The sequence below is a fragment of the Conexibacter sp. W3-3-2 genome, assembly GCF_009707605.1.
Taxonomy (GTDB): domain Bacteria; phylum Actinomycetota; class Thermoleophilia; order Solirubrobacterales; family Solirubrobacteraceae; genus Paraconexibacter; species Paraconexibacter algicola.
The window spans coordinates 1,657,284-1,679,283 of record NZ_WLYW01000001.1 but is presented as its reverse complement, the minus strand read 5'-3'; the positions used below and the strand labels follow the sequence as shown (position 1 = coordinate 1,679,283).

The 22,000-nt window shown below is 75.0% G+C and carries 21 protein-coding genes and 1 tRNA gene; 14 read left to right on the top strand and 8 right to left on the bottom strand.

Annotated features, from left to right (window positions below; genetic code table 11):
* Positions 1–37: 37 nt before the first annotated feature.
* The 7 genes from GKE82_RS08275 to ligA all read left to right on the top strand — a co-directional run bounded on the left by GKE82_RS08275 (position 38) and on the right by ligA (position 8,588).
* Complete coding sequence (locus GKE82_RS08275) at positions 38–1,024, top strand: DNA-directed RNA polymerase subunit alpha (RefSeq protein ID WP_107571282.1); 987 nt, start codon at positions 38–40, stop codon at positions 1,022–1,024.
* Positions 1,025–1,047: 23 nt separating this feature from the next.
* A complete protein-coding gene (gene rplQ / locus GKE82_RS08270) occupies positions 1,048–1,401 on the top strand; it encodes a 50S ribosomal protein L17 (RefSeq protein WP_107571283.1) in 354 nt (117 codons plus the stop codon).
* Positions 1,402–1,530: 129 nt separating this feature from the next.
* Positions 1,531–2,724 (top strand): bifunctional glycosyltransferase family 2/GtrA family protein, encoded by a 1,194-nt coding sequence (locus GKE82_RS08265; protein ID WP_154732973.1) that lies wholly within the window; start codon positions 1,531–1,533, stop codon positions 2,722–2,724.
* A 132-nt stretch (positions 2,725–2,856) separates the two neighbouring features.
* Entirely contained in the window at positions 2,857–4,884 is a 2,028-nt protein-coding gene (locus tag GKE82_RS08260; RefSeq protein WP_154732972.1) for a glycosyltransferase family 39 protein, read from the top strand.
* A 52-nt stretch (positions 4,885–4,936) separates the two neighbouring features.
* Positions 4,937–5,680, top strand: coding sequence for a tRNA pseudouridine(38-40) synthase TruA (gene truA / locus GKE82_RS08255; RefSeq protein ID WP_154732971.1), 744 nt, complete (start codon positions 4,937–4,939; stop codon positions 5,678–5,680).
* A 21-nt stretch (positions 5,681–5,701) separates the two neighbouring features.
* The gene (gene surE, locus GKE82_RS08250) at positions 5,702–6,517 is read left to right on the top strand and encodes a 5'/3'-nucleotidase SurE (RefSeq protein ID WP_107571287.1); all 816 of its coding nucleotides are present in this window, start codon (positions 5,702–5,704) and stop codon (positions 6,515–6,517) included.
* Between the two features lie 4 nt (positions 6,518–6,521).
* Positions 6,522–8,588, top strand: a complete 2,067-nt coding sequence (gene ligA / locus GKE82_RS08245) for an NAD-dependent DNA ligase LigA (RefSeq protein WP_309233495.1) — start codon at positions 6,522–6,524, stop codon at positions 8,586–8,588.
* Here ligA and GKE82_RS08240 read toward each other — a convergent pair.
* Entirely contained in the window at positions 8,585–10,138 is a 1,554-nt protein-coding gene (locus GKE82_RS08240; RefSeq protein ID WP_154732969.1) for a fibronectin type III domain-containing protein, read from the bottom strand. The genes ligA and GKE82_RS08240 overlap by 4 nt on opposite strands.
* Positions 10,139–10,227: 89 nt before the next feature.
* Here GKE82_RS08240 and GKE82_RS08235 point away from each other — a divergent pair, with 89 nt between their 5' ends.
* The 3 genes from GKE82_RS08235 to GKE82_RS30365 are packed head-to-tail and all read left to right on the top strand — an operon-like array spanning position 10,228 to position 12,733.
* Complete coding sequence (locus GKE82_RS08235) at positions 10,228–11,160, top strand: bifunctional 2-polyprenyl-6-hydroxyphenol methylase/3-demethylubiquinol 3-O-methyltransferase UbiG (protein WP_154732968.1); 933 nt, start codon at positions 10,228–10,230, stop codon at positions 11,158–11,160.
* Positions 11,142–12,110, top strand: coding sequence for a phytanoyl-CoA dioxygenase family protein (locus GKE82_RS08230; protein WP_196189117.1), 969 nt, complete (start codon positions 11,142–11,144; stop codon positions 12,108–12,110). Before GKE82_RS08235 ends, GKE82_RS08230 begins: the two co-directional genes overlap by 19 nt.
* Entirely contained in the window at positions 12,107–12,733 is a 627-nt protein-coding gene (locus GKE82_RS30365) for a class I SAM-dependent methyltransferase (RefSeq protein WP_196189116.1), read from the top strand. The genes GKE82_RS08230 and GKE82_RS30365 overlap by 4 nt, the downstream gene beginning before the upstream one ends.
* 9 nt (positions 12,734–12,742) lie before the next feature.
* On the opposite strand, the gene dacB is transcribed toward GKE82_RS30365, so the two are convergent.
* The 6 genes from dacB to GKE82_RS08200 form a co-directional block, all read right to left on the bottom strand.
* Positions 12,743–13,975, bottom strand: a complete 1,233-nt coding sequence (gene dacB, locus GKE82_RS08220) for a D-alanyl-D-alanine carboxypeptidase/D-alanyl-D-alanine-endopeptidase (protein ID WP_154732966.1) — start codon at positions 13,973–13,975, stop codon at positions 12,743–12,745.
* A gap of 66 nt (positions 13,976–14,041) precedes the next feature.
* Positions 14,042–15,148: an aminotransferase class I/II-fold pyridoxal phosphate-dependent enzyme gene (locus GKE82_RS08215; protein ID WP_196189115.1), complete on the bottom strand. Its 1,107-nt coding sequence runs from the start codon at positions 15,146–15,148 to the stop codon at positions 14,042–14,044.
* 14 nt (positions 15,149–15,162) lie between these two features.
* Positions 15,163–15,636, bottom strand: a complete 474-nt coding sequence (locus GKE82_RS26880; protein ID WP_158276994.1) for a hypothetical protein — start codon at positions 15,634–15,636, stop codon at positions 15,163–15,165.
* Positions 15,637–15,666: 30 nt separating this feature from the next.
* The gene (locus GKE82_RS08210) at positions 15,667–17,454 is read right to left on the bottom strand and encodes a long-chain fatty acid--CoA ligase (protein WP_154732965.1); all 1,788 of its coding nucleotides are present in this window, start codon (positions 17,452–17,454) and stop codon (positions 15,667–15,669) included.
* A gap of 105 nt (positions 17,455–17,559) precedes the next feature.
* The gene (locus GKE82_RS08205) at positions 17,560–17,739 is read right to left on the bottom strand and encodes a hypothetical protein (RefSeq protein WP_107571295.1); all 180 of its coding nucleotides are present in this window, start codon (positions 17,737–17,739) and stop codon (positions 17,560–17,562) included.
* Between the two features lie 119 nt (positions 17,740–17,858).
* Complete coding sequence (locus GKE82_RS08200) at positions 17,859–18,623, bottom strand: Nif3-like dinuclear metal center hexameric protein (RefSeq protein ID WP_154732964.1); 765 nt, start codon at positions 18,621–18,623, stop codon at positions 17,859–17,861.
* Positions 18,624–18,653: 30 nt separating this feature from the next.
* Between GKE82_RS08200 and GKE82_RS08195 the strand changes: the two genes are divergently transcribed.
* Genes GKE82_RS08195 through GKE82_RS08190 form a run of 3 tightly spaced genes read left to right on the top strand, consistent with a single transcriptional unit; the run spans position 18,654 to position 20,666 of the window.
* Positions 18,654–20,138 carry an RNA polymerase sigma factor gene (locus GKE82_RS08195; protein WP_196189114.1) on the top strand — a complete coding sequence of 495 codons (1,485 nt, stop codon included), beginning with the start codon at positions 18,654–18,656 and terminating at the stop codon, positions 20,136–20,138.
* Positions 20,023–20,355 (top strand): hypothetical protein, encoded by a 333-nt coding sequence (locus GKE82_RS26875; protein WP_196189113.1) that lies wholly within the window; start codon positions 20,023–20,025, stop codon positions 20,353–20,355. The genes GKE82_RS08195 and GKE82_RS26875 overlap by 116 nt, the downstream gene beginning before the upstream one ends.
* A gap of 56 nt (positions 20,356–20,411) precedes the next feature.
* Positions 20,412–20,666, top strand: coding sequence for a hypothetical protein (locus GKE82_RS08190; RefSeq protein WP_107571298.1), 255 nt, complete (start codon positions 20,412–20,414; stop codon positions 20,664–20,666).
* A 4-nt stretch (positions 20,667–20,670) separates the two neighbouring features.
* On the opposite strand, the gene GKE82_RS08185 is transcribed toward GKE82_RS08190, so the two are convergent.
* Complete coding sequence (locus GKE82_RS08185) at positions 20,671–21,756, bottom strand: DNA topoisomerase IB (RefSeq protein WP_154732962.1); 1,086 nt, start codon at positions 21,754–21,756, stop codon at positions 20,671–20,673.
* Positions 21,757–21,846: 90 nt separating this feature from the next.
* Here GKE82_RS08185 and GKE82_RS08180 point away from each other — a divergent pair.
* Positions 21,847–21,920 (top strand) — tRNA-Pro (locus GKE82_RS08180).
* Positions 21,921–22,000: the final 80 nt, after the last annotated feature.

Genomic DNA, 22,000 nt, shown 5'->3' with positions numbered 1-22,000 from the left:
CCGCCCCTGATTCCCCGACGACGTACTGAGGACCCTGATGCTCGACTTCCAGATCCCCCGAATCACCAGTGAGACGGTCGAGGAGAACCGCGGCACCTTCACGATCGAGCCGCTCGATCGCGGCTTCGGCTACACCTTCGGCAACTCGCTGCGTCGCGTGCTCCTGAGCTCGCTGGCGGGCGCTGCGGTCACGAGCGTCCGCATCGAGGGCGTCGCGCACGAGTTCTCCACGATCAAGGGCGTCACCGAGGACGTCACCGACATCGTCCTCAACCTCAAGGGGATCGTCTGCCGGATGCACTCGGACGCGACCGAGGTCGAGGCGCCGCTGGTCGTCACGGGTCCCGGCGACATCACGGCGAAGGACATCGACCTGCCCGCCGGCGTCGAGGTCCTCAACCCGGACGTCCACATCGCGACGCTTGAGAAGAAGACGAAGCTCGAGCTGTACCTGACGATCGGCCGCGGCCGCGGGTACCGCCCGGCGGAGGAGAACAAGTCCCCCGACCAGCCGATCGGCGTCATCCCGATCGACTCGATCTTCTCGCCGGTCCGGCGTGTCGCGTACTCGGTCGAGCAGGCCCGCGTCGGTCAGAAGACCGACTTCGACAAGCTCACGCTCGACATCGAGACCGACAACTCGATCGACCCGCAGGCCGCGCTGCGCGAGGCCGCCGAGATCCTCATCAGCCAGCTGGCGATCTTCACCGACGCCGACCGGATCGAGGAGCTCCGCGCGGGCCCGGGCGGCGCGCTCGACGCGGGCGCGGCCGGTGCCGGTGCCGCGGCGGGTGCCGCGACCAACGGCGCGGCCGGCGGCCCGATGCACGACATCCTCATCGAGGAGCTCGAGCTCGGCGTCCGCTCCTACAACTGCCTCAAGCGCGCCGGCATCCAGACCGTCGGCGACCTGATCTCGAAGTCCGAGGGCGAGCTCAACGCCATCCCGAACTTCGGCAAGAAGTCCATCGACGAGGTCATCGAGACCCTCCACGCGCGCGGCCTGAACCTGCGCGACGACTAGTCAGCACCGAGGACACACACGCCATGCGTCACCAGAAGACCCGTCACAAGCTGAGCCGCTCGAGCGCGCACCGCAAGGCGCTGCTCGCCAACCTGTGCAAGGAGATCATCCAGCACGAGCGGATCAAGACCTCCGAGGCGAAGGCCAAGGCCGTCAAGCCCGAGGTCGAGCAGCTCATCACGCTTGCCAAGCGCGGCGACCTGCACGCGCGCCGGCAGGCGCTCAGCATCCTGGGCCAGGACAAGTTCACGGTCCACAAGCTCTTCGAGGAGGTCGCGCCGCGCTACGCGGAGCGTCCGGGCGGGTACACCCGCATCCTCAAGCTCGGCCCGCGCCGCAGCGACAGCACCGAGATGGTGTTCATCGAGCTCGTCTAGGCGCGGCCCCGCCGCACCCTCGTCGGTCCGAGGCCGCTCCCGTCCGGGGGCGGCCTCGTCCGTTCCCTCCCAGGCAGATCTCAGGGACGCCCCAGGGGACTCTCGCGCCCGGACCGCAGGATCCGGCGCATGTCCTCCTCCCTCGCCCCCCGGTCCGCGCCGACCGACCGGCCCGCCCCCGTGGCGCCGTCGACCGCCTGCGTGGAGATCGTCGTCCCCGTCCACAACGAGCAGGGGACCCTCGCCGCCTCGGTGCGGCGCCTGCACGAGCACCTGACCGAGCGCTTCCCGTTCGCCTGGCGGATCGTCGTCGCGAACAACGCGAGCACCGACCGCACCGCGGCGGTCGCCCGCGCGCTCGCCGACGACCTGCCCGGCGTCGCGCTCCTGGACCTCCCCGAGAAGGGGCGCGGCCGCGCGCTGCGCGCCGCCTGGACCCGCAGCGACGCCGACGTCCTCTGCTACATGGACGTCGACCTCTCGACCGACCTCGACGCGCTGCTGCCGCTCGTCGCGCCGCTCGTGTCCGGGCACTCCGAGCTCGCGATCGGCACGCGCCTGTCGCGCAGCTCGCGGGTCGTGCGCGGTCCCAAGCGCGAGGTCATCTCGCGCAGCTACAACCAGCTGCTGCGCTGGACGCTCGGCGCCCGCTTCTCCGACGCGCAGTGCGGCTTCAAGGCGATCCGCGCCGACGTCGCCCGCGAGCTGCTGCCGCAGGTGCGCGACGAGGCCTGGTTCTTCGACACCGAGCTGCTCGTCCTCGCCCAGCGCGAGGGCCGGCGCATCCACGAGGTGCCGGTCGACTGGGTCGACGACCCCGACTCGCGCGTCGACATCGTCTCGACCGCCATGGAGGACCTGCGCGGCATCGTGCGGCTCCTCGCGGCCGCGCGGCTGACCCGCTTCCTCGCCGTCGGCGTCGCGTCGACGCTCGCCTACGTCGTGCTGTTCCTGCTGCTGCGCTCGCCGCTGGGCGCCGCGGGCGCCAACGCCGCGGCGCTCGCGATCACCGCGGTCGGCAACACGCAGGCCAACCGCCGCTTCACCTTCGCGATCCGCGGTCGGCACGAGCTCGTGCGCCAGCACCTGGCGGGCGCGATCGTGTTCGTCCTCACGCTCGGCCTCACCAGCGGCGCGCTCGGCGTCCTGCACGGCCTCGACGCCGCCCCGTCCCGCGCGGTCGAGCTGCTGGTGCTCGTCGCCGCGAGCGTCTGCGCGACCGTCACCCGCTACGTCGCGCTGCGGACCTGGGTGTTCGCCCGCGAGGGCCGGCGCACGGTGCTGCGCCGCGCCGTCGGCTCGATCGCCCGCGTCGGTCTCTGACCCGCGCCCGTCCCGTCCTCCGTCGTCCGCTCCTCCGAAAGGCCTGACCACCGTGTCGACCCCGTCCCTCTCCCTGCCGCTGCGCGGCCGCTCCACCACCGACCGTGCGCGCGGCGCCCCTCCCCCTCCGCCGTGCTCGCCTGGGCGCGCCGTCGTCCCGAGCTGCTCGCGCTGCTCGTCCTCGCCGCGGTCCTGAACCTCTGGGGCCTGGACCGCAACGGCTTCGCCAACGAGTACTACGCCGCCGGGGTCCGGTCGATGACCGAGAGCTGGCACGCGTTCCTCTACGGGTCGTTCGACGCCGCCGGCGTCATGACCGTCGACAAGCCGCCGCTGGCCCTGTGGATCCAGGCTGCCTCCGCGAAGGTCCTGGGCTTCAACTCCTGGGGCCTGCTCGTGCCGCAGGCGCTCATGGGCGTCGCGAGCGTCGCGCTCGTGTACGACCTGACGCGCCGCACGTTCGGGCGCGGCGCCGGCTTCGCCGCCGGCCTCGTGATGGCGACGACCCCGGTGATCGTCGCCGTGTCCCGCCACAACAACCCCGACGCGCTGCTCGTGCTCTGCTCGGTCGCCGCCCTGTGGTTCCTCGTCCGCGGCCTGCAGGACGGCGCCACCCGCTGGCTCGTGCTCGCCGGTGTGGCCGTCGGGCTCGGCTTCGAGGCGAAGATGGCCGCGGCGCTCATGGTCGTGCCCGGGATCGCCGCCGCCTGGATGTGGGTCGCGCCGCGGGGCCGCCTCGCCGCGGTCCGCCAGCTGCTCGCCGGTGGCGCGGCGATGGCGGTCGTCGGGCTCGCCTGGCCGGTGCTCGTGTGGCTGACGCCCGCCGCCGACCGGCCGTGGGTGTCCGGCACCTCCGACAACAGCATCTGGTCGCTGATCCTCGGCTACAACGGCCTCGGCCGCCTGTTCGGCCAGGACGGCGGCCCGGGCGGCGGCGCCGGCGGCCCCGGTGGTGGCGGCCCGGGCGGCGGCGTCTTCGGCGGCGAGCCCGGCGCGCTGCGGCTGCTCAACGACGCGCTCGGCGGGCAGGGCGGCTGGATGCTCGGCTTCGCGCTCGTCGCCGGGGTCGCGGTGCTCGTGTCCTCGCGGCTGCGCCGCAGCGACGCCCGCACCGGCTGGCTCGTGGCGATCGGCGGCGCGTTCCTCGTCACCGCGGTTGCGTTCAGCCGCGCCGAGGGGATCTTCCACCCGTACTACGTCTCGCTGCTCGCCCCGTTCACCGCCGCGCTCGTCGGGGCCGGCGTCGGGCAGATGGTCCGCGACCGGGGGACCGCGATGCGGATCCTCGGCCCGCTGATGATCGCCGGCGGGATCGCCACCGAGCTCGTCGTGCTCGGGGACGTCGACGGCCAGTTCGGCCGGCTGCCGCCCGTCCTCGTCGCCGCCGGCGTCGTGGTGTCCGCGCTGCTGGCGTTCGGCGTGCCCCGCAAGGTGCGGGCGATCGCGGTCGCGACCGTCCTCGGCGCCCTGCTCCTCGCCCCGGCGACCTGGGCGTTCCAGACGCTCGGGCACGCCACCAGCGGCACCTTCCCGGCCGGCGGCCCCGCCGGGGTCGGGATGGGCATGGGTGGCCCGGGCGGCCCCGGCGGCATGCGCGGTGGCCCGGGCGGCCCCGGCGGGATGCGCCCGTCCGGCCCGCCGCCCGCGGGCGCCTTCCCCGGTGCGCCGCCGGCCGGTGTCGCACCCTCCGGGGCGCCCGGCGGGACCGCGGCCACCCCGGCGACGCCCTCGGGCACGACCGGGGGCACGGCCCCCGGGACGCCCGGGACGCGCACCGGCGGCGGGCCGTTCGGCGGGAACGCGCAGTCGCTGACCGCGGCGGTCGCCTACGCGAAGACCCACGGGGGCGGCACCGTCGCCGTCGCCAGCCAGAGCGGCGCCGCCGGCTCGCTGATCAGCTCCGGGGCCGACGTCGCGGCCATCGGCGGCTTCTCCGGTCGCGAGAGCCAGGTCACCGTCGCGTGGCTCGCCGACGCCGTCGAGCGCGGGCAGATCCGCTACGTGCTCGCCGACAGCAGCGGCGGCGGCATGCGCAACGACGGCCGCGTCGGGGCGAGCGACGTGCTCGCGGTCGCCGCCCAGGTCGGCACCCCGGTCAGCAGCGTCGACGGGCTCTACGACCTGCAGGGGCTCGCGGACGCCCTGCGGGCCGCCGCCTGACGCGCGACGAGCCGGCGACGGCGGGCGGGGGACGCGTATCCTCGCCCGCCGTATGGCCACGAGCCGCCTGGTGATCGAGTACGACGGGACCGCCTTCCACGGCTGGGCGCGGCAGCCCGGACAGCGCACCGTGCAGGGCGAGCTCGAACGGGTCCTCGCCGTCGTCGCGCGCCGCGAGGTCCCGCTCACCGTCGCCGGGCGCACCGACACCGGTGTCCACGCCCGCGGCCAGGTCGCCTCCCACGACGGGCCGCCGCTGCCGCTGCGCAACCTCAACGCGCTGCTCCCCGACGACGTCGCCGTCACCGCGTCGCTGCCGTGCCGCGAGGGCTTCGACGCCCGCCGCGACGCCCTGTGGCGCTCCTACCGGTACGAGATCTGCACCCGGCACGTGCGGCCCGTGTTCGGACGCACCACGGCCCTGCACCTGCGGTCCGCCCCCGACCTCGACGTGCTCCAGGACTGCGCCGCCCTGCTGCCCGGCACCCACGACTTCACCGCGTTCACGCCGACCGAGACCGAGCACGTGCACTTCTCCCGCACGATCCACGAGGCGTCGTGGACGGCGACCGCGGACGGCATGACGTTCACGATCCGCGCCGACGCGTTCATGCGGCACATGAACCGCGCGCTCGTGGGGACGATGCTCGACGTCGCCGCCGGCCGGCTCACCCGCAGCGCCTTCGCGGCGCTGCTCGCCGGCGCGCCGCGCAGCCACGCCGGGATGACGGCGCCCCCGCACGGCCTGACGTTCACCGGGGTCGGCTACCCGCCCGAGGTCCTGCGGCCCGACTGACGCCGTCGATAGGTTGGTCCGGTGCGCGTGCTGCTGACCAACGACGACGGGATCGAGGCGGAGGGCCTGCACGTCCTGCGGCGGGCGCTGCGCGCGCTCCCGGGCGTGCAGGTGGTCACGATCGCCCCCGACGGGAACCGCAGCGCGATCGGCCGCGGGATCACCACCCGGCGGCCGCTCGTGGTCGAGCGGATCGACTTCGACGACGGCGACCACGGCTTCGCGACCGACGGCACGCCGGTCGACTGCGTGCGGCTCGCGTCGCTCGGGCTCGTCGAGGGCTTCACGGCCGACCTCGTCGTCGCCGGCATCAACCACGGCTCCAACCTCGGGGACGACATCACCTACTCGGGCACCGTCGCCGCCGCGATGGAGGGCGTCGTGCTCGGCCTCCCGGCGATCGCCGTGTCGCAGCAGAGCGACGCGCGCGAGATGGACTTCCGCCTCGGGGACGCATTCGACTTCACCGTCGCCGCACGGTTCGTCGCGCGCGTCGTCGAGGAGCTCGAGGAGATCCCGCTGCCGCCCGCGACGCTGCTGAACGTCAACGTGCCCGCGGGGGAGCCCTCGGGTGTGGAGGTCGCGCGGCTGGGGAAGCGGATCTACCGTGACGAGCTGCGCGAGCACGACCTCGACGACCACGGCCGGCGCCGCTACTGGATCTACGGGACCGACCCGACCTACCACGACGAGCCCGGCACCGACCTGTCGGCGGTCGCCGCGGGGCGCATCACGGTGACGCCGCTGCACCTGGACCTCACGCAGCACGATGGCATCGGGCCGCTATCGATGCACGACCTGTCGCGGCTGCTGGCCCCGGCCAGCCGCGACGTCTGAGGGCGTGACCGCGGACGCGACGACCCGCGCGCGCGTGGCGGAGCTGCGCGCACAGGTCGACCACCACGCGCGGCGCTACCACGAGGACGACGACCCCGAGATCGGCGACGACGCCTACGACGCGCTCGTCGAGGAGCTCCGGGCGCTCGAGGCCGCCCATCCCGAGCTGGCGGCCGACGACTCGCCCGCCCGCCGCGTCGGCGGTGCGCCGGTCGCGCGGCTCGGGAAGGTCGAGCACCTGCAGCCGATGCTCTCGCTCGCCAACGTCCGCGACGCGCAGGAGCTGCGCGACTGGGTCGGGCGGATGCGCAACCACCTCGCGCGCGAGGGGCTCGCCGACGTCCCGTTCCGCTACGTCTGCGAGCCGAAGGTCGACGGCCTCGCGATCTCGCTGCTCTACCGCGACGGGACGCTCGAGCGCGCGGCCACGCGCGGCAACGGGGAGATCGGGGAGGACGTGACCCACAACGTCCGCACGATCGCCGAGGTGCCCATGACGCTCGGACCGGACGCCCCGCCGCTCGTCGAGGTCCGCGGCGAGATCTACATGCGCGTCTCGGACTTCACCGCGCTCAACGAGCGCCGTGCCGCCGCCGGCCGCTCGACGTTCATGAACCCCCGCAACAGCGCGGCGGGCACGATCCGCCAGCTCGACCCGGCGCTCGCCGCCGAGCGGCCGCTGTCGCTGTGGGCCTACGGGATCGGCGCGCGCGACGGCCTCCCGCACGGCGGGCACGAGCAGGACCTCGACTGGCTGCGCTCCCACGGCTTCCCGGTGAACGGCGACGTCGTCGCGCTCGACGACGAGGACGCGGTGATCGCCCGCTGCGCCTGGTGGCAGGAGCGCCGCGGCGCGCTCGACTTCGAGATCGACGGGGTCGTCGTCAAGCTCGACGACCACGAGCAGCGTCGGCGCCTCGGCGCCGTCGGCCGCGACCCGCGCTGGGCGGTCGCCTGGAAGTTCCCGCCGAGCACGGCGGTCACGCGGCTGCAGCGGGTGATCTGGAACGTCGGCAAGTACGGGGACCTCCATCCGTTCGCGGTGCTGGAGCCGGTGGCGGTGAGCGGCGTGACCGTGAAGCTCGCCACGCTCCACAACGAGGAGGACCTCGCGCGCAAGGACGTGCGGCCCGGCGACGACGTCATCGTGCTGCGGGCCGGCGACGTGATCCCGCAGGTCGTCTCGCCCGCCCCGCACGTCGTGGAACGGCCCGACCGGGCGGCGCCACCCCGACCGCCCGACGCCTGCCCGTCGTGCGGCACCGCGATCGTCAAGCCGGGCGCGTTCTCGCGCTGCCCCAACCGCGCCTGCCCGGCCCGGCAGTGGCAGCTGCTCAAGCACTTCGCCTCGCAGGGCGCCATGGACGTCGACGGGCTGGGGGAGCGGCAGGTCGCCCAGCTCCAGGAGGCCGGGCTCGTCGCGTCCGCCGCCGACTTCTACCGCCTCGACGTCGCCGCGCTGACGGCCCTCGACGGCGTCGGCCCGGTGAGCGCCCAGCGGCTCGTCGACGCGATCGCCGCCTCCCGCGAGCGCCCGTTCTCCCGCGTCCTCTACGCCATCGGGATCGAGGGCGTCGGGGCGGTCACCGGACGCAACCTCGCGCAGCGGTTCCGCACGATCGACGCGTTGCTTCACGCCGACCCGGACGCGATCGCGCAGACCCCGGGGATCGGCCCGGTCGTCGCCGCGCTCATCCACGAGCAGCTCGCCGACCCGCAGATGCGCGCGCTCGTCGCCGACCTGCGGGCGCTCGGCCTGGTGTTCGAGCAGGCGGGCGCCGCGCCGGGGGAGGGGACCCTCGACGGCCGCACGGTCGTGCTCACCGGCACGCTGCCGACGCTCACCCGCGAGGAGGCGGCCGAGCGGATCCTCGCCGCCGGTGGGCGCGTCACCTCGTCGGTGTCGGGGCGCACCGACGCCCTCGCGGCCGGGGACGGTGCGGGCGCCGCCAAGCTCGAGAAGGCGCAGCGGCTCGGGATCCCGGTGATCGACGAGCCGACGCTGCTGGCGGTCCTCGCCGGGGACGCGCCGCTGCCCGGGCGCGGCGGGGCCGACGACCCGCCGGGCTAGCGTCCGGCGACCCGCAGCACCCGCGACTCGCCCCGCACGAGCGTGCGCGTCGTCGGCACCACCCGGATCCGGTAGCGGCTCGTCGTGCGCGGCGCGCGGATCGTCACGGCGTAGCGGGAGCGGGGCCCCGCCGGCACGGTCCGCGTCCGCCGGACCGTGACCGCCCGGCCCGACCGGGTGATCTTCTGCAGCGACACGACGGCGTTGCCGCGCGGCGCGACGTTGCCCGAGAACCGCACGCGACCGCCGCGCCGCCGCTGGACGCGGATGCCGACCCGCGGGCGGACGCTCAGGCGCACCGTGCGGCTCTCGACCGCCCGCCCCGCGATCGTGGTGCGGACCCGGTAGCGGGTCGTGCGCTGCGGGTTCACGGTGAAGGTGAAGGCGCCGGTGGCGGACGCGGTGAGCTCCCCGACGCGGGCGAACGGGTCGCGGAACGGGTACGCGGTGCCGACGAGCGTGACGCGCGCGCCGGCCGTCCCGGTGCCGCTGACCGTGCCGATCACCCGGGCGCTCGAGCCCCACGTCACCGGGTCGGGCGACAGCTGCAGGCTCGCGACCGCCGGGACCACGGGGGTGGTGAACGACTTCGTGGCCCCGCGCCGCGTGCCGCCGTCGCTGGTCACCACGAACCGCACGTAGTGCCGGACCGCCGGCGTGAGGCCCGGCACGGCGATCGCGACCGGGACGGCGCCGTCCCCGCTGCCGAGGTCCACCGACGGGGTGCGGCGCCCGAAGCGGGTGCTCGTGCCCCATTCGACGTACGCGGTCGTGCGGCGGCCGTTGGGATCCACGCGCCCGTTGAGCACGGCGCTCGTGGGGGTCAGGTCGGTGACGCTGCCGGTCGACAGGCCCGCCTGCGGAGGAGCGGGCGTCGTGAAGGTGCGGTTGGCGCCGACCGTCTCGCCGCCCGCGTTCGTCGCGCGGACCCGGTAGTTGTAGGTGCGCCGCGGGGCGAGCCCGGACAGTGTGGCGGAGATCGTCCGCGCCGCCGAGTCGGTCCCCGCGTCGATCGCCGCGGTCCGCGAGCCGTACGCGGTGCTGGTGCCGTACTCGAACACCACCGAGGTGCGGGCGCCGCCCGGGTTCACCGACGCGGAGACCCGCGCGGAGGAGGCGGTGACCGACGACGCCCCGGAGGTGCTGGCCACCGGCCGCGGCGGGGTCGCGGCGTCGGTCGTGAAGGTCCGGTCCTCGCCGACCGTCGTGCCGTCGGCGTTGGTCGCGCGCAGCCGGTAGTGGTAGGTCGTCCCCGCCGTCAGGCCCGTCAGGTCGGCGTCGACCGCGAGGTCCGCCGTGCCGTTGCCGGCGTCGCGCGCGCTCGTGCTGGTGCCGTAGCCGGTCGTGGTGCCGTACTCGAACGCGTAGGTCGTCGCGACCCCCGCGGGGTTGACCGTGCCCGCGACCTGCGCGGAGGTCTGGCCGACCGCGGTGGCCGCGCCGGTCGTGGCCGCCGGTGGGCCGGCCGCGAGGGCGACGGTGGCCGCGAGGCCCGTCAGGAGCAGGACGACGGCGGCGAGGGTGCGCAGGAGCGGACGGCGGGAGGTCACATCTGCGGCAACCCGCGCACGCGCCCAGGGTTGCGCCGATCGCTCGCGCGCGCCCGGTTGGGGTTCGCCACGGGCCCGTGGGGTAGGCGATGGACCTGTCCTCCCTGCCTGCCGACCGGTCCGACGACGACGACACCGCCGCCCGCAGCCTCGCCCACTGGAGCGAGGCCGGTCGCAGCGAGATGGAGGCGTTCTACGCCTTCGCCTCGCTCGACTACGAGCTGCTGGCCCGCGCCCTGCCCTGGGATGCGACGCTCACCGCCGTCCGCGACCGTCGGTCGCTCGGCGCCGGCACGCCGCTGCGGCTGCTCGACGTCGCCTGCGGCTCCGGGAAGTTCCCCGCCGCGCTGCTGGCCGGGGCGCGGCTGCGCGACCACCTCGAGGCGGGCATCGACTACGCCCTGCTCGACCCGAGCGCGTTCTCCATCGCCGAGGCGGCCGGTGTGCTCGCCCCGCCGTTCGTCCGCGGGAGCGCGTACGAGACGACCCTCGAGGCCCTCGACCCGTCCGCGGGCCCGTGGGACGTCGTCTGGGCCACGCACGCCCTGTACGCGCTGCGTCCCGACCGGCTCCAGCAGGCGGCCGACCGGTTCGTCGCGGCGATCGCGCCGGGCGGCCTCGGGTTCCTCGCCCAGGGCGCCGGCGGCGGGCACTACCTGCGCGTCTACGAGGCGTTCCTGCGCGGCGTCCGCGGCAGCGGCACGCCCTACCTCGGCGGTGAGCAGGTGGCCGACGCGCTCGAGCGCGCAGGCGCCGCGCGCGACCTGCGGGTCCACCGTCACCACCTCCACTACGAGCACCGCGTCCCGCTCGACGACCTCGGGCTGCTCGAGGGATACCTGCAGCGCTGTCTCTTCGACGACACGCTCGGCCTCGACGAGATGCTCGTCGCCCCGCAGCTGGGCACCTACCTCGCCGGCTGCCGCGACGAGCAGGCCGGCGTCTACCGCTTCGCACAGGACGTCCTGTGCGCCACCGTCCTCCCCGAAGGAGTCCCGTCACCGTGGACAGCCGCATCCTGAGCGCCGAGCACGCCCGCGAGTCCGGGGTCGACCGGCCGTGGGAGCAGACCAACGAGGACTGGTGGGACTGGTACCTCTCGCTCGCCGACGCGCGCGACGGGGCGCCCACCGAGCTCGTCGCGGTCGACCCGCCGGACGCCGTCGCGCTGCCGACGCTCGACGAGCTCCGGGACGAGCTCGCCACCCCGTACGAGCTCGGGTCCGAGGCCGTCGAGCGGTTCGAGCGCGACGGCTACGTGAAGCTCCGTGACGTGCTCTCGCCCGGCGCGCTGGCCGCCGGCCGCACCGAGGTGCTGCGACTGGCCGCCGCCGGGGACGGCCCCGGCCGGTCCGGCTTCCTCAGCATGGACCTGATGTGGCGCAGCGGCTCGCAGGTCCTCGAGCTGTTCGCGCTGTCGCCGCGGATCGGTCGCATCGCCGCCGACCTGCTGCAGGTCGCGGACGTGCGGCTCTACCACGACAACGTGCTCTCCAAGGAGCCCGGCTGCGGGCGCACCCCCTGGCACTTCGACGCCCACCACTTCCCGATCGCCAGCCGCGACGTCGTGACCAGCTGGGTGCCGCTCCAGGCGATCCCCGCTCCGATGGGCCCGCTGGCGTTCGCCGCCGGCAAGGACGTCTGGAAGACCGCCGAGGCCGTCGACTTCTCCTCCACCGACGACTCCTACGACCGCGGCGTCGCCGAGGCGTTCCGGGCGGCGGACGTGCAGGTCGACGACTCGCCGTTCGCGCTGGGCGAGATCTCCTTCCACCACTCCTGGTGCTTCCACTACGCCCGGGCCAACGCGACGACGCAGCCGCGGATGGTCCACGCCTCGACGTACTTCGCCGACGACGCCCGGCTGGTGGACGAGCCGACCATGGTCTCGGGCGACTGGCAGCGCTTCATGCCCGGCGCCCGGCCCGGAGCGGTCATCGACACGCCGCTGAACCCGATCGTCTCCCGGTGAGCCCCGAGCGGACCGCGGCGCCCGGCGCCGACTACTGGCGGGCCCGTGCCCGCGCGCTCGGGGAGCGCGCCGTGATCTCGACCGACCACCCGGACGGGGCGGCGCTCGACGACGTGACCGCCCGGCACCGCGCCCACGTGCTCCCGGCGCTCGCCGCCGAGCTCGACGGCACCGAGCGGACCGTCCTGGACCTCGGCTGCGGCACCGGCCGGCTGACGGCCGACCTCGCCGCCGCGGTCGGCGGCCGCGCGATCGGCGTCGACCCGGTGCCCGAGCTGCTGGCGCTCGCCCCCGCGTCGGCGGCCACGGAGTTCCGCACGCTGGACGTCGGGGAGGCCCTGCCGCTGGCCGACGACGAGGTCGACGTCGTGTTCACCCTCACCGTGCTGGGCGGGCTGCTCCACGACGACGAGCTCGACGCCACCGCCGGTGAGATCCGCCGGGTGCTGCGCCCCGGCGGCCTGCTGCTGCTCGCCGAGTCGGTGTCCGACCTGCCGCGCGTCGAGCACTGGGTGCCGCGGTCGGCCGACGACTACGCACGGGCGTTTCCCTGGGCGGACCTGCGCGTGGCGGCCCGCTTCGACGACGCCGGCGACCCGATCGCGGTGCTGGCCGGGCGCTGAGCGGGCGGCTCAGCCGTCCAGCGAGGCGATCTTCGGGACCATGCGGTCCTCGATGCGCTTGGCGGCCAGCGCGTCGACCGCGTTCTCCAGCAGCGAGAAGTACACGCTGCGGCCCCCGGTGGTCGTGCAGAAGCCGCTCAGCGCGCTGACGCCCCGCAGCGTGCCCGTCTTCGCGCTGCAGCGGCCCTCGGCCGCTGTCCCGCGCATGCGCCCGGCGAGGGTGCCGCTGCGGCCGATCACCGGCAGCGAGGTCCGCCACGCGGTCCGCACGTCGGTCGGCTGACGGTCCATCGCCTGCAGCAGCGTCACGAGCTGGCGCGGGGAGGCCTTGTCGGCGCGCGAGAGGCCCGAGCCGTCGACCATCGCGGTCGGCCGCACCCCGATCCCGCGCAGCGTCGTGCGCATCACCGCGATGCCCGCGGCGGTCGTGCCCGCGCTCCCGAAGCGGGCCCCGAGGCCCTTCACGAGCATCTCGGCGTAGAAGTTGTCCGACGGCTGGTTCGTCGTGGCGGCCAGCTGCGCCATCGGCGGGGAGTCGACCGTGGCCAGCGGCGCGGCGAGGTCGACGTCGGCCCGGGGGAGGGTCTGCACGCGCGGCGTGCGCCCGAGCGTGATCTTCGCCGCGCGCAGGAACGCGTGGAGCCGCTCGGCGGCCTCCAGGGCGGGCCCGCCCGCGGGGTCCGGACGCCCGTGCGACCAGGTCAGTGCGCCGAGCCAGCCGCCGAGGTCGTCGTCGGGGCGGAAGCCGGAGTCGTAGCTGCCGCGGCGCCGGTCGAACAGGGACTCGTCGGCGAGGATGCCGCCGCGGACGCGCCGCACGCCCGCCGTCTTCAGCTCGGCGACGAGTGCCTTCAGCGCGACGTCGTTGAGCGCCGGGTCGCCGGCGCCGACGAGGTGCAGGTCGTCGATCGACCCGTCCTCGACCTCCCCGCCGGGCGGGGCGAGCACGCGCGTCTCGAGCGTCGCGCGCGGCCCGAACTTCAGCAGCGCCGCGGCGGTCGTGAACAGCTTCTCGTTGGAGGCGGGGCTGAGCGACGTGGTCGCGCGGCGCTGGAAGAGGACCTTCCCGGTGCGGGCGTCGACGACGAGCGCGGCGGCCTGGGAGCCCAGGCGCTGGTGCAGCGTCGAGAGCTGCGCCTTGAGCCGGGACTCGTCGAGGGCGTGCGCGGGGGCGGCGGAGAGGGCCGCGAGCACGAGGCCCAGGACGGCCGCGCCGGCGCGGGAGCGACGGTGGGACGACATGCGCGCACCACGGTAGCGACCGGACCCGTCGGCGCGCGCCGGACCGGGCTCCGGGTTGTGGTGCGCTCAGGCGACCGCGGTCTCGAGGGCCCGCGCGACGCGCTCGACGTCCTGCGGGCGGTGCGGCACGGTCAGCCGGATCCGTGCGGGGTCCCCGAGCGGGCCGCCGCTGCGGACCGCGATGCCCGCGCGTTGCAGGTGCTCGGCGAGGTCACCGCCGCTGTGCCCGCGCGCGCCGATCCACAGCACGTTGGCCTGCGACGGGGTGACCGTCAGCGGCAGCCCGGCGACCGCCTCGAGCAACCGCGCGCGCTGCGCGGTGATGACGGCGGCGCGCTGGGCGGGCAGGCCCGCGTGGTGGCGGACGGCCTCGAGCACCCCGGCGACGGCGAGGTCGCCGAGGCCGAGCGACGGCTCGAGCTGCTCCAGCAGCGCGGCGGCGTCCGGGCCGCCGACCGCGTAGCCGCAGCGCAGGCCCGCCAGGCCCCACGCCTTGGAGAACGTGCGGAACACCAGCAGCCGCGGGTGCTCGGCGGTGAGGTGCAGCGCGGCGTCGCGCTCCTCGGCGGTGACGTAGTCGCGCAGCGCCTCGTCGAGCACGACGACGACCCGCTCGGGCAGCGCGGTCAGGAGCCGCGCGAGCTCGCCGCGGCGCAGCAGCTCCCCGGTCGGGTCGTTGGGGTTGGCCAGCGCGACGATCCGGGTGCGCTCGTTGACCGCGCGCAGCAGCGCGTCGACCGAGAACCCCGGGACCGGGACCGCGACGCCCTGCGCCGCCCGGGCGACGATCGGGTGCAGCGGGTAGCCGGGCCACGGCGTGACGAGCTCGTCCCCGGGGGCCAGCAGCGCGTGCGCGGCGGCGGTCATCAGCTGCGCGGACCCGTCCCCGACGACGACGCGCCCGGGCTCCAGCCCCAGCGCGTGGGCGAGCTCCCCGCGCAGCTCGCCGCCCTGGCGCTCCTGGTAGCGGTGCAGGCCGCGCCGCGCCGCGTAGGTGATCGCGTCGACCACGCGGGAGGGCGGGTACTCCGGCCAGGTGGTGACCGAGAGGTCCAGCGGCTCGACGCGCGAGAGCGCGCTGCGTCGCCGCTCCTGCGCCTCCTCGCGAAGGCCGCGGTTGACCTCCTCGGCGGGGACCGCCTCGAACTGGCGGTAGTAGTCGCGGATGCCCACCGTCGGCGCCCCGGTCAGCCGGTCGGGGCCAGCGAGGCCCCGGGCCCGGCGATGAGCAGCAGCCAGCCGATGAACAGCGTCGCGCCGATCGCGGCGGTGATCCCGAAGACGCGGCCGATCACCCCGTCGCGCTGGTCGATGCCCGCCGCGCGCCGCACGAGGATCCACAGCTGGTCGAGCCGCTTGAGCACCATCAGGCCGCCGAACAGGACGGCCAGCAGGACCGCGAAGCCGACGAGCAGCCCGACGCCGAGGTTGTCGGTGCGGAACTGCACCTGCGAGGCGACCCACAGCGACCCGGCGGGGATCGGTCCCCAGTAGAGCGCCGAGATCAGCGCCATCAGCCCGAGGATCGCGGCGGCGAGCAGCCGGTCGATCCGCTGCCGGGACGCGCTGCCCCGCTGGGGCAGCGCGCGGTACTTCACCGGGGCGGTTCCCGGGCGTCGCCCGATGAACAGCCCGCCGTTGTCGGTGGGATCCGTCCTCACACGCGCAGGGTAGCGCGGCGTGCGCGCGCGTCAGCCGGCATACAGGGCGTCGAACCGGTCGGCGTACTTCTCGTTGACGACGTTGCGCTTGACCTTGAGCGTCGGGGTCAGCTCGCCGGTCTCCTGCGAGAGGTCGTGCTCGAGGATGAAGAAGCGCTTGACCTGCTCGACCTGCGCGTACTTCGCGTTGGCCTTGTCGAGCTCCGCCTGGATCAGCGCGTGGACCTCGGGGTGGGCGGCGAGCGCGGCGATGCTCGTGTCCTCGATCCCGGCCGCGGTGGCCCAGGGAACGATCTCCTCCTCGTCGAGCGTGATGAGCATCGACGGGTACGCGCGACGGTCGCCGTGCATCATCGCCTGCGAGACCCAGCGGCTCTGCTTCATGTCGTTCTCGAGGTTCGCGGGCGTGAGGTTCTTGCCGCCCGCGGTGATGATGATGTCCTTCTTGCGGCCGACGATCGTGAGGTAGCCGTCGTCGTCGAGCCGGCCGAGGTCGCCGGTGTGCAGCCAGCCGTCGACGATCGTCCCGAACGACGCGTCGTCGTTCTTGTAGTAGCCCTGGAAGATGTTCGCGCCGCGCACGAGCACCTCGCCGTCGTCGGCGATCCGCAGCTCGACGCCCGGCAGCGCCCGGCCGACCGTGCCGAACCGGTGGTGCTCGATCGTGGAGATCGTCGACGCGGTGGCCGTCTCGGTCATGCCGTAGCCCTCCATGACCGGGACGCCGCAGGCGAAGAAGAACTCGAGGATGTCCTTCGCGATCGGGGCGGCGCCGGTGACCGCCTGGCGGACGTTGCCGCCGAACGCGGCGCGCACGTTGCGGAACAGGCGCTCCTCCGCCTGCTCGAACGGGCCGCGCAGCTCGTCGGGGATCGGCACGCCGGCCGCCTCGAGCTCCCGGACCTTGACGCCGAGCTTCGTGGCGGCCTGGATCAGCGCCGGGTCGCCCTGCGAGGTGACGAGCGTGTAGATCTTCTCGAAGATCCGGGGGACCGACGGCAGGTAGCTGGGCTGGACCTCCTGGAGCTCCCCGACGATCGCCTTGGGGTCGCCGCCGAAGTACGCGATCGTCGAGCCGAGGTCGATGCTCAGCAGCTGGATCAGCAGCGCGAACGAGTGCGCCAGCGGCAGGAACAGGTAGGTGACGTCGCCCTCGTGCAGCACGTCGACCTGCTCGCACATGTCGAGGATCGCGCGGTAGTTGCCGTGGCTGAGGACGCAGCCCTTCGGCGGCCCGGTGGTGCCCGACGTGTAGATGAACGTGAACGGGTCCTCGGGGCGGACGGCGGCGGCGCGCTCGCGCAGCTCCGCCTCGTCGCGCGCGCGGCCGCGCTCGCGCAGGTCGGCGACCGGGATGGCGTCGCCGACGTCCCCGGCGGGGTCGACGACGATGACGTGCCGCAGCGCGGGCAGCCGCTCTCGGACGGCGGTGATCTTCGCAACCTGGTCCGCGTCCTCGCAGACGACGGCGACGGCCTCGGAGTTGCCGACGACCCACTCGCACTCCTGCGGCGAGTTGGTCGGGTAGATCGGGACGACGACCGCGCCGGCGCTCGAGATGGCGAGGTCGGCGTAGGTCCAGTCGGGACGGGTGGTGGCGAGGATCGCCACGCGGTCGCCGCGGGCGATGCCCAGGTCGATGAGCCCGCGCCCGATCTCGCTGGTGATCGCGCCGACCTCGGCGAACGTGACGTCGCGCCACTCGCCGCCGGTCTTGTAGCGGACGAGCGGGCGGTCGGCGAACTGCTCGGCGGCGAGGCCGATGAGGTCCGCGATCGTCGCGGACCCGGTGTTCTCGACGGGGGTGGACGCCTCCATCGTTGCTCCTCTCCTCGGGGACCCAGCCGCCCGCGGGGCGGGCGGTGGATCGATGCTATCCGCAGTCCGCGGGGTCGCGGGGAGGGTGCGGTGCGGCGCGGAGGCTCAGGCGGATGCCGGTGTCGGCCGTTCGGCGGACTGCTGGTGCAGGCTCGCCATGAAGAGGGTCTTGTCGATGCGGCCCTGGAAGATCGGGACCCCCAGCTCGACGCACTTCTCGATCACGTCCCGCCGGCTGAGACCGGTCTCTCGGGCGAGCTCGGTGGGCGTCAGGTGAATGGCCATTCGGGTGGGACCTCCTGGTGGTTCGTGACGATCACGACATGACCGTTCGACCGTACACCCGGTCACGGACACCGGCAACTAAAGGTTTGCTCAACCGCGACGGCCGTCGCGGCGCCCGGTCAGATCGGGTTCCAGACGTCCACGAAGTGGTGCGTGACGCCGTGCCGGGCGGCGAGGTGGTCGCCGAGCGCGCGGACCCCGTGGGTCTCGGTCGCGTAGTGGCCGGCGGCGACGAACGTGATCGCGTTCTCGCGCGCGGCGAGCATCGCCCGCTCGGCGGGCTCGCCGGTGACGAACGCGTCGAGGCCCGCCGCGACCGCCTCGTGCAGGTGGTCGCTCCCCGCCCCCGAGACGATGCCGACGCGGCGCACGCGCTCCGGGCCCGCGTCGAACACCAGCGGCTCGCGGTCGTGGCAGACGCCGCGCACGCGAGAGACGAGCTCCTCGCGGGTGATCCCGTCGCCGGGGAACGTGCCGGCCACGCCGATCGTGCGGCCCTTGTGGACGCCGAAGGCCTCCCATCGCTCGCAGCCGATCCCGCGCGCGAGCAGGGCGTTGTTGCCGAGCTCGAGGTGCGCGTCGAGCGGCAGGTGGTAGGCCGCGAGCGAGATCTCGCGCTCGAGCAGGAGCCGCAGGCGACGCGCGGCGGGCCGGTCGAGCGCCAGCGGCGCGCCGTGCCAGAACAGGCCGTGGTGCACGAGCACGAGGTCGGCGTCGAGGGCGACCGCCCGCTCGAGCAGCTCGAGACCGGCGGACACGCCGGTGACGACCGTCGCGACCGTCCCGCGGCCGGGGACCTGCAGGCCGTTGGGCGCGTAGTCCGGGAACCCCGGCGCGTCCAGCAGCGTGTCGAGATCGGCGAGCAGGTCGTCCAGAAGCGCCATGGCCCGGTACGACACACGGTCGAGGCGCGATTGTCCAGCGGGCCGAACCTGCACGCCACGCCTTGCCCGGGGCCTCCACTGAACGCTAGAGTTCGCGCCCGGTGCGGCGCACGGACGCCGCCGCTGCCGCCACCCGGGTCCAGGAGAACGACCATCGCTGCCACCGCTCCCACGTTCGTCCCCGTCTGCCGGGCGAACACCGACACGACGGACCCCGACCTCGTCGCCGCGGTCCGGCGCGGGGACGACCAGGCGTTCGAGCTGCTCTACGAGCGCTACCACCGGCGGATCGCCGCCTACATCTTCGGGATGGTCGGCGACTACGGCCGCGCGGAGGACATCGCGCAGGACGTGTTCATGTCGGCGCTGCGCCGCATGCGGGAGACCGACCGGCCGATCGCGTTCAAGCCCTGGGTGTACGAGATCGCGAAGAACGCCTGCATCGACCAGTTCCGGCGGTCGCGGCGCACCGAGGAGGTCTCCTACGACGCCGACGAGGGCCTCGGGGCAGTCGACTACGGCAAGCTCGTGACGACCGGGCCCGCCCCCGACGTGGCGGTCGACCAGAAGATGTCGATCGACCACCTGCGCGGCGCGTTCGGCGGGCTCAGCGAGACGCACCACCAGATCCTCGTCATGCGCGAGCTCGAGGGCCTGAGCTACCGCGAGATCGGCGAGCGCCTGGGCATGAGCCGCGCCTCCGTGGAGTCGACGCTGTTCCGCGCCCGCCGACGGCTCTCGGAGGAGTACGAGGAGCTGAGCTCCGGCGAGCGCTGCTCGCGCGTGCAGCTGATCATCGCCCAGGCCGCGGAGACCGCGCTCGGGGCTCGCGACCAGCGCAAGCTCGGCAAGCACGTCGCGCACTGCCAGTCCTGCCGTCGCGAGGCGCACCTCGCCGGCCTCGACCTCGCCGTGCTGCGGCCGCGACCCGTGCGCAGCCGCCTCGCGGCGCTGCTGCCGCTGCCCGCGTTCCTGCGCCGGCGCCTGGAGGGCGACGAGGGGGGGCCTCGGCTCCGGGCTCGCCGCCGGGCACCACGCACCCGCCGTCGCCCAGTGGAGCGCGCAGATGTCCGCTGCCGTCGACCCGGCGGTCGCCGGCTGGGCGAAGGCCGCCGTGGCTGCCGCGACGATCGCCGTCGCCGGGCTCGGCGCCGGTCAGGTCGGGGGCGACGACCGCATCGACCTCCGCGCCGGGCTGCCCGGCAACGCCGTGACCGAGGGGCTCGGTGCCGTGCCCGAGCGCTCGGCCGCCCCGGCGGCGGCGACCGCGGAGCGTCCCGCGGGGACCGCCACGGGCGCCGTCCGGCCCGCGCCGTCGGCGGCCGCGACCGCGACACCCGCCCCGGCGAGCCCGTCGGGCCCGTCGGCCGCCGGCGTGGCCGGCACCACCGCCGACGCCGTGCGCGAGACCTCCCCGGTCGCCCCGCTGCTCGGCGGCGGCAGCACCGGCGACGCGCCGTCGGCCCCGGCCGTCGCGCCCGCCGACGCGCTGAAGCTGCCGCTGCAGACCGGTGACCCGACCGCGACGGCCACCGGTGACGGCCGCCCGCCGTCGAGCCGCCAGGAGGACCTCACGCAGGCGGTCGAGGACGTCGTCTCGGCGCTGCCGTCGGTGCCTGCGCCGCAGACCGTCGTCCCGACGCCGCAGGGGGCGACGCCCGACCCGCGCACCGGGGTCGCGGACGCGCTGGGCGACGCGACGTCCGCCGTCACCGGGGCGCTCGCGCCCTGAGCGTCCCCGGGCCCGTGCCGCGCGGTGACGTGGGGCGGGCCTGGCACACTGACGGCGTGCCCGATCCGACGCTCGCGGACGACGACTTCGCCGCCTCGCTGACCGACTCCAGCCTGTACTCGATCGGCGCGTACTTCTGCGACCGGCACCCCGAGCTCGTCGAGGACGTGCTGGCGCAGAGCGTCGACATCGAGCAGCAGGGGCTGCGCGCCTGGGCGACGACGGAGGGCACGAGCGTCGAGACGGCCTTCCAGACGCTCGTGACCGGGCTGGCGGTGCGGTACTTCTCCGCGGTCGCGGGCGGCGGCTGAGCGGTCAGCCGCCGAGCAGGTCGAGGACCGCCGCCTCGATCGAGCCGTGGGTGGCGAGCACCCCGGGGTCGGGGAGCGCGGCGAGGTCCAGGACCGCCTCGGCGACCGTCTCGCCCGCGGTCCAGCGGTCGAACACGCGCGGGTCGATGTAGGAGGACCGGCACACCGCGGGCGTGTTGCCGAGGTAGCGGGCGACCTCGTCCGCCGCGCGCTTCATCACGCGCTCCTGCGCGCGCCGCGAGGTGCCCGCCGCGGGCTCCGCGATCGAGACCGCGACCGCCGCGAGCACGGTGGCGTTCCACGTCCGGAAGGCCTTGGCGCTGACGTCGTCCAGCCCGGTCGCCTCGCGGATGTACGCGTTGACGGCCTCCGCGCGGACGGGGTGCCAGCCGGTCGCGTCGCGGTGTGCGAACAGCCGATCGCCGCCGCTGCGACGGCGCCGGAGGGTGCCGACGATCTCGGCGGCACGCGCGTCGACGACGTTCTGCACCCGACGCCGCCCGTGCTTGGCGGTGTAGTCGAAGACGAGCACGTCGTCGTGCGCGATCTGCACGTGGCGCTTCTCGAGCGTCGTGAGGCCGAACGTGCGGTTCTTCGCGGCGTAGGTCTCGGTGCCGACCCGGAAGAACCCGCGGTCCAGCAGCCGCACGACGCAGGCCAGCACGGTCGCCTCGTCGCGGTCGTCCCCGGCGATGTCCGCGTCGACCCGGGCGCGCAGGTCCGGCAGCGCGCGCGCGAACCGGGCGGTGCAGTCGAACTTCGCGCGCGACCGACGCGCGACGTGGTCGGGGTGGTAGCGGTACTGGCGCCGGCCGGCCGCGTCGGTGCCGGTCGCCTGCACGTGGCCCTGCGGGTCGGGGCAGACCCACACGTCCTTCCAGGCGGGCGGGATCGCGAGCGCGCGGACGCGGTCGCGATGCTCGGTCCCGCGGATGCGCCGACCCCGCTGGTCGAGCAGCTCGAAGCCCCGCCCGCGGCGACGCAGGCGCCATCCGGGGCCCGACGGATCGGAGCGGCGGACGCGGGGACGGCGGGTGGGCGCGCTCGACGGGGGCACGGCGAGGGCGTGCCCGGCGCCCGGGCGTCGCATGCGCGGCGTGCGCGGCCGCGCGCCAGGGCGGGCGCGGGCGGGACCGCACGGCACCGCAAGGCCCGTCCGTGAGATACTGCAGGCCGATCCCGGGGCGTGGCGCAGCCTGGTAGCGCGCACCGTTCGGGTCGGTGAGGTCCCCGGTTCGAATCCGGGCGCCCCGATCGAGCAGCACAGACCCGAGAAGCACCTCCCCGAGCAGTCGGGGACACCAGGAGAAGAGGCGCCGGAGGACCGTTCAGCA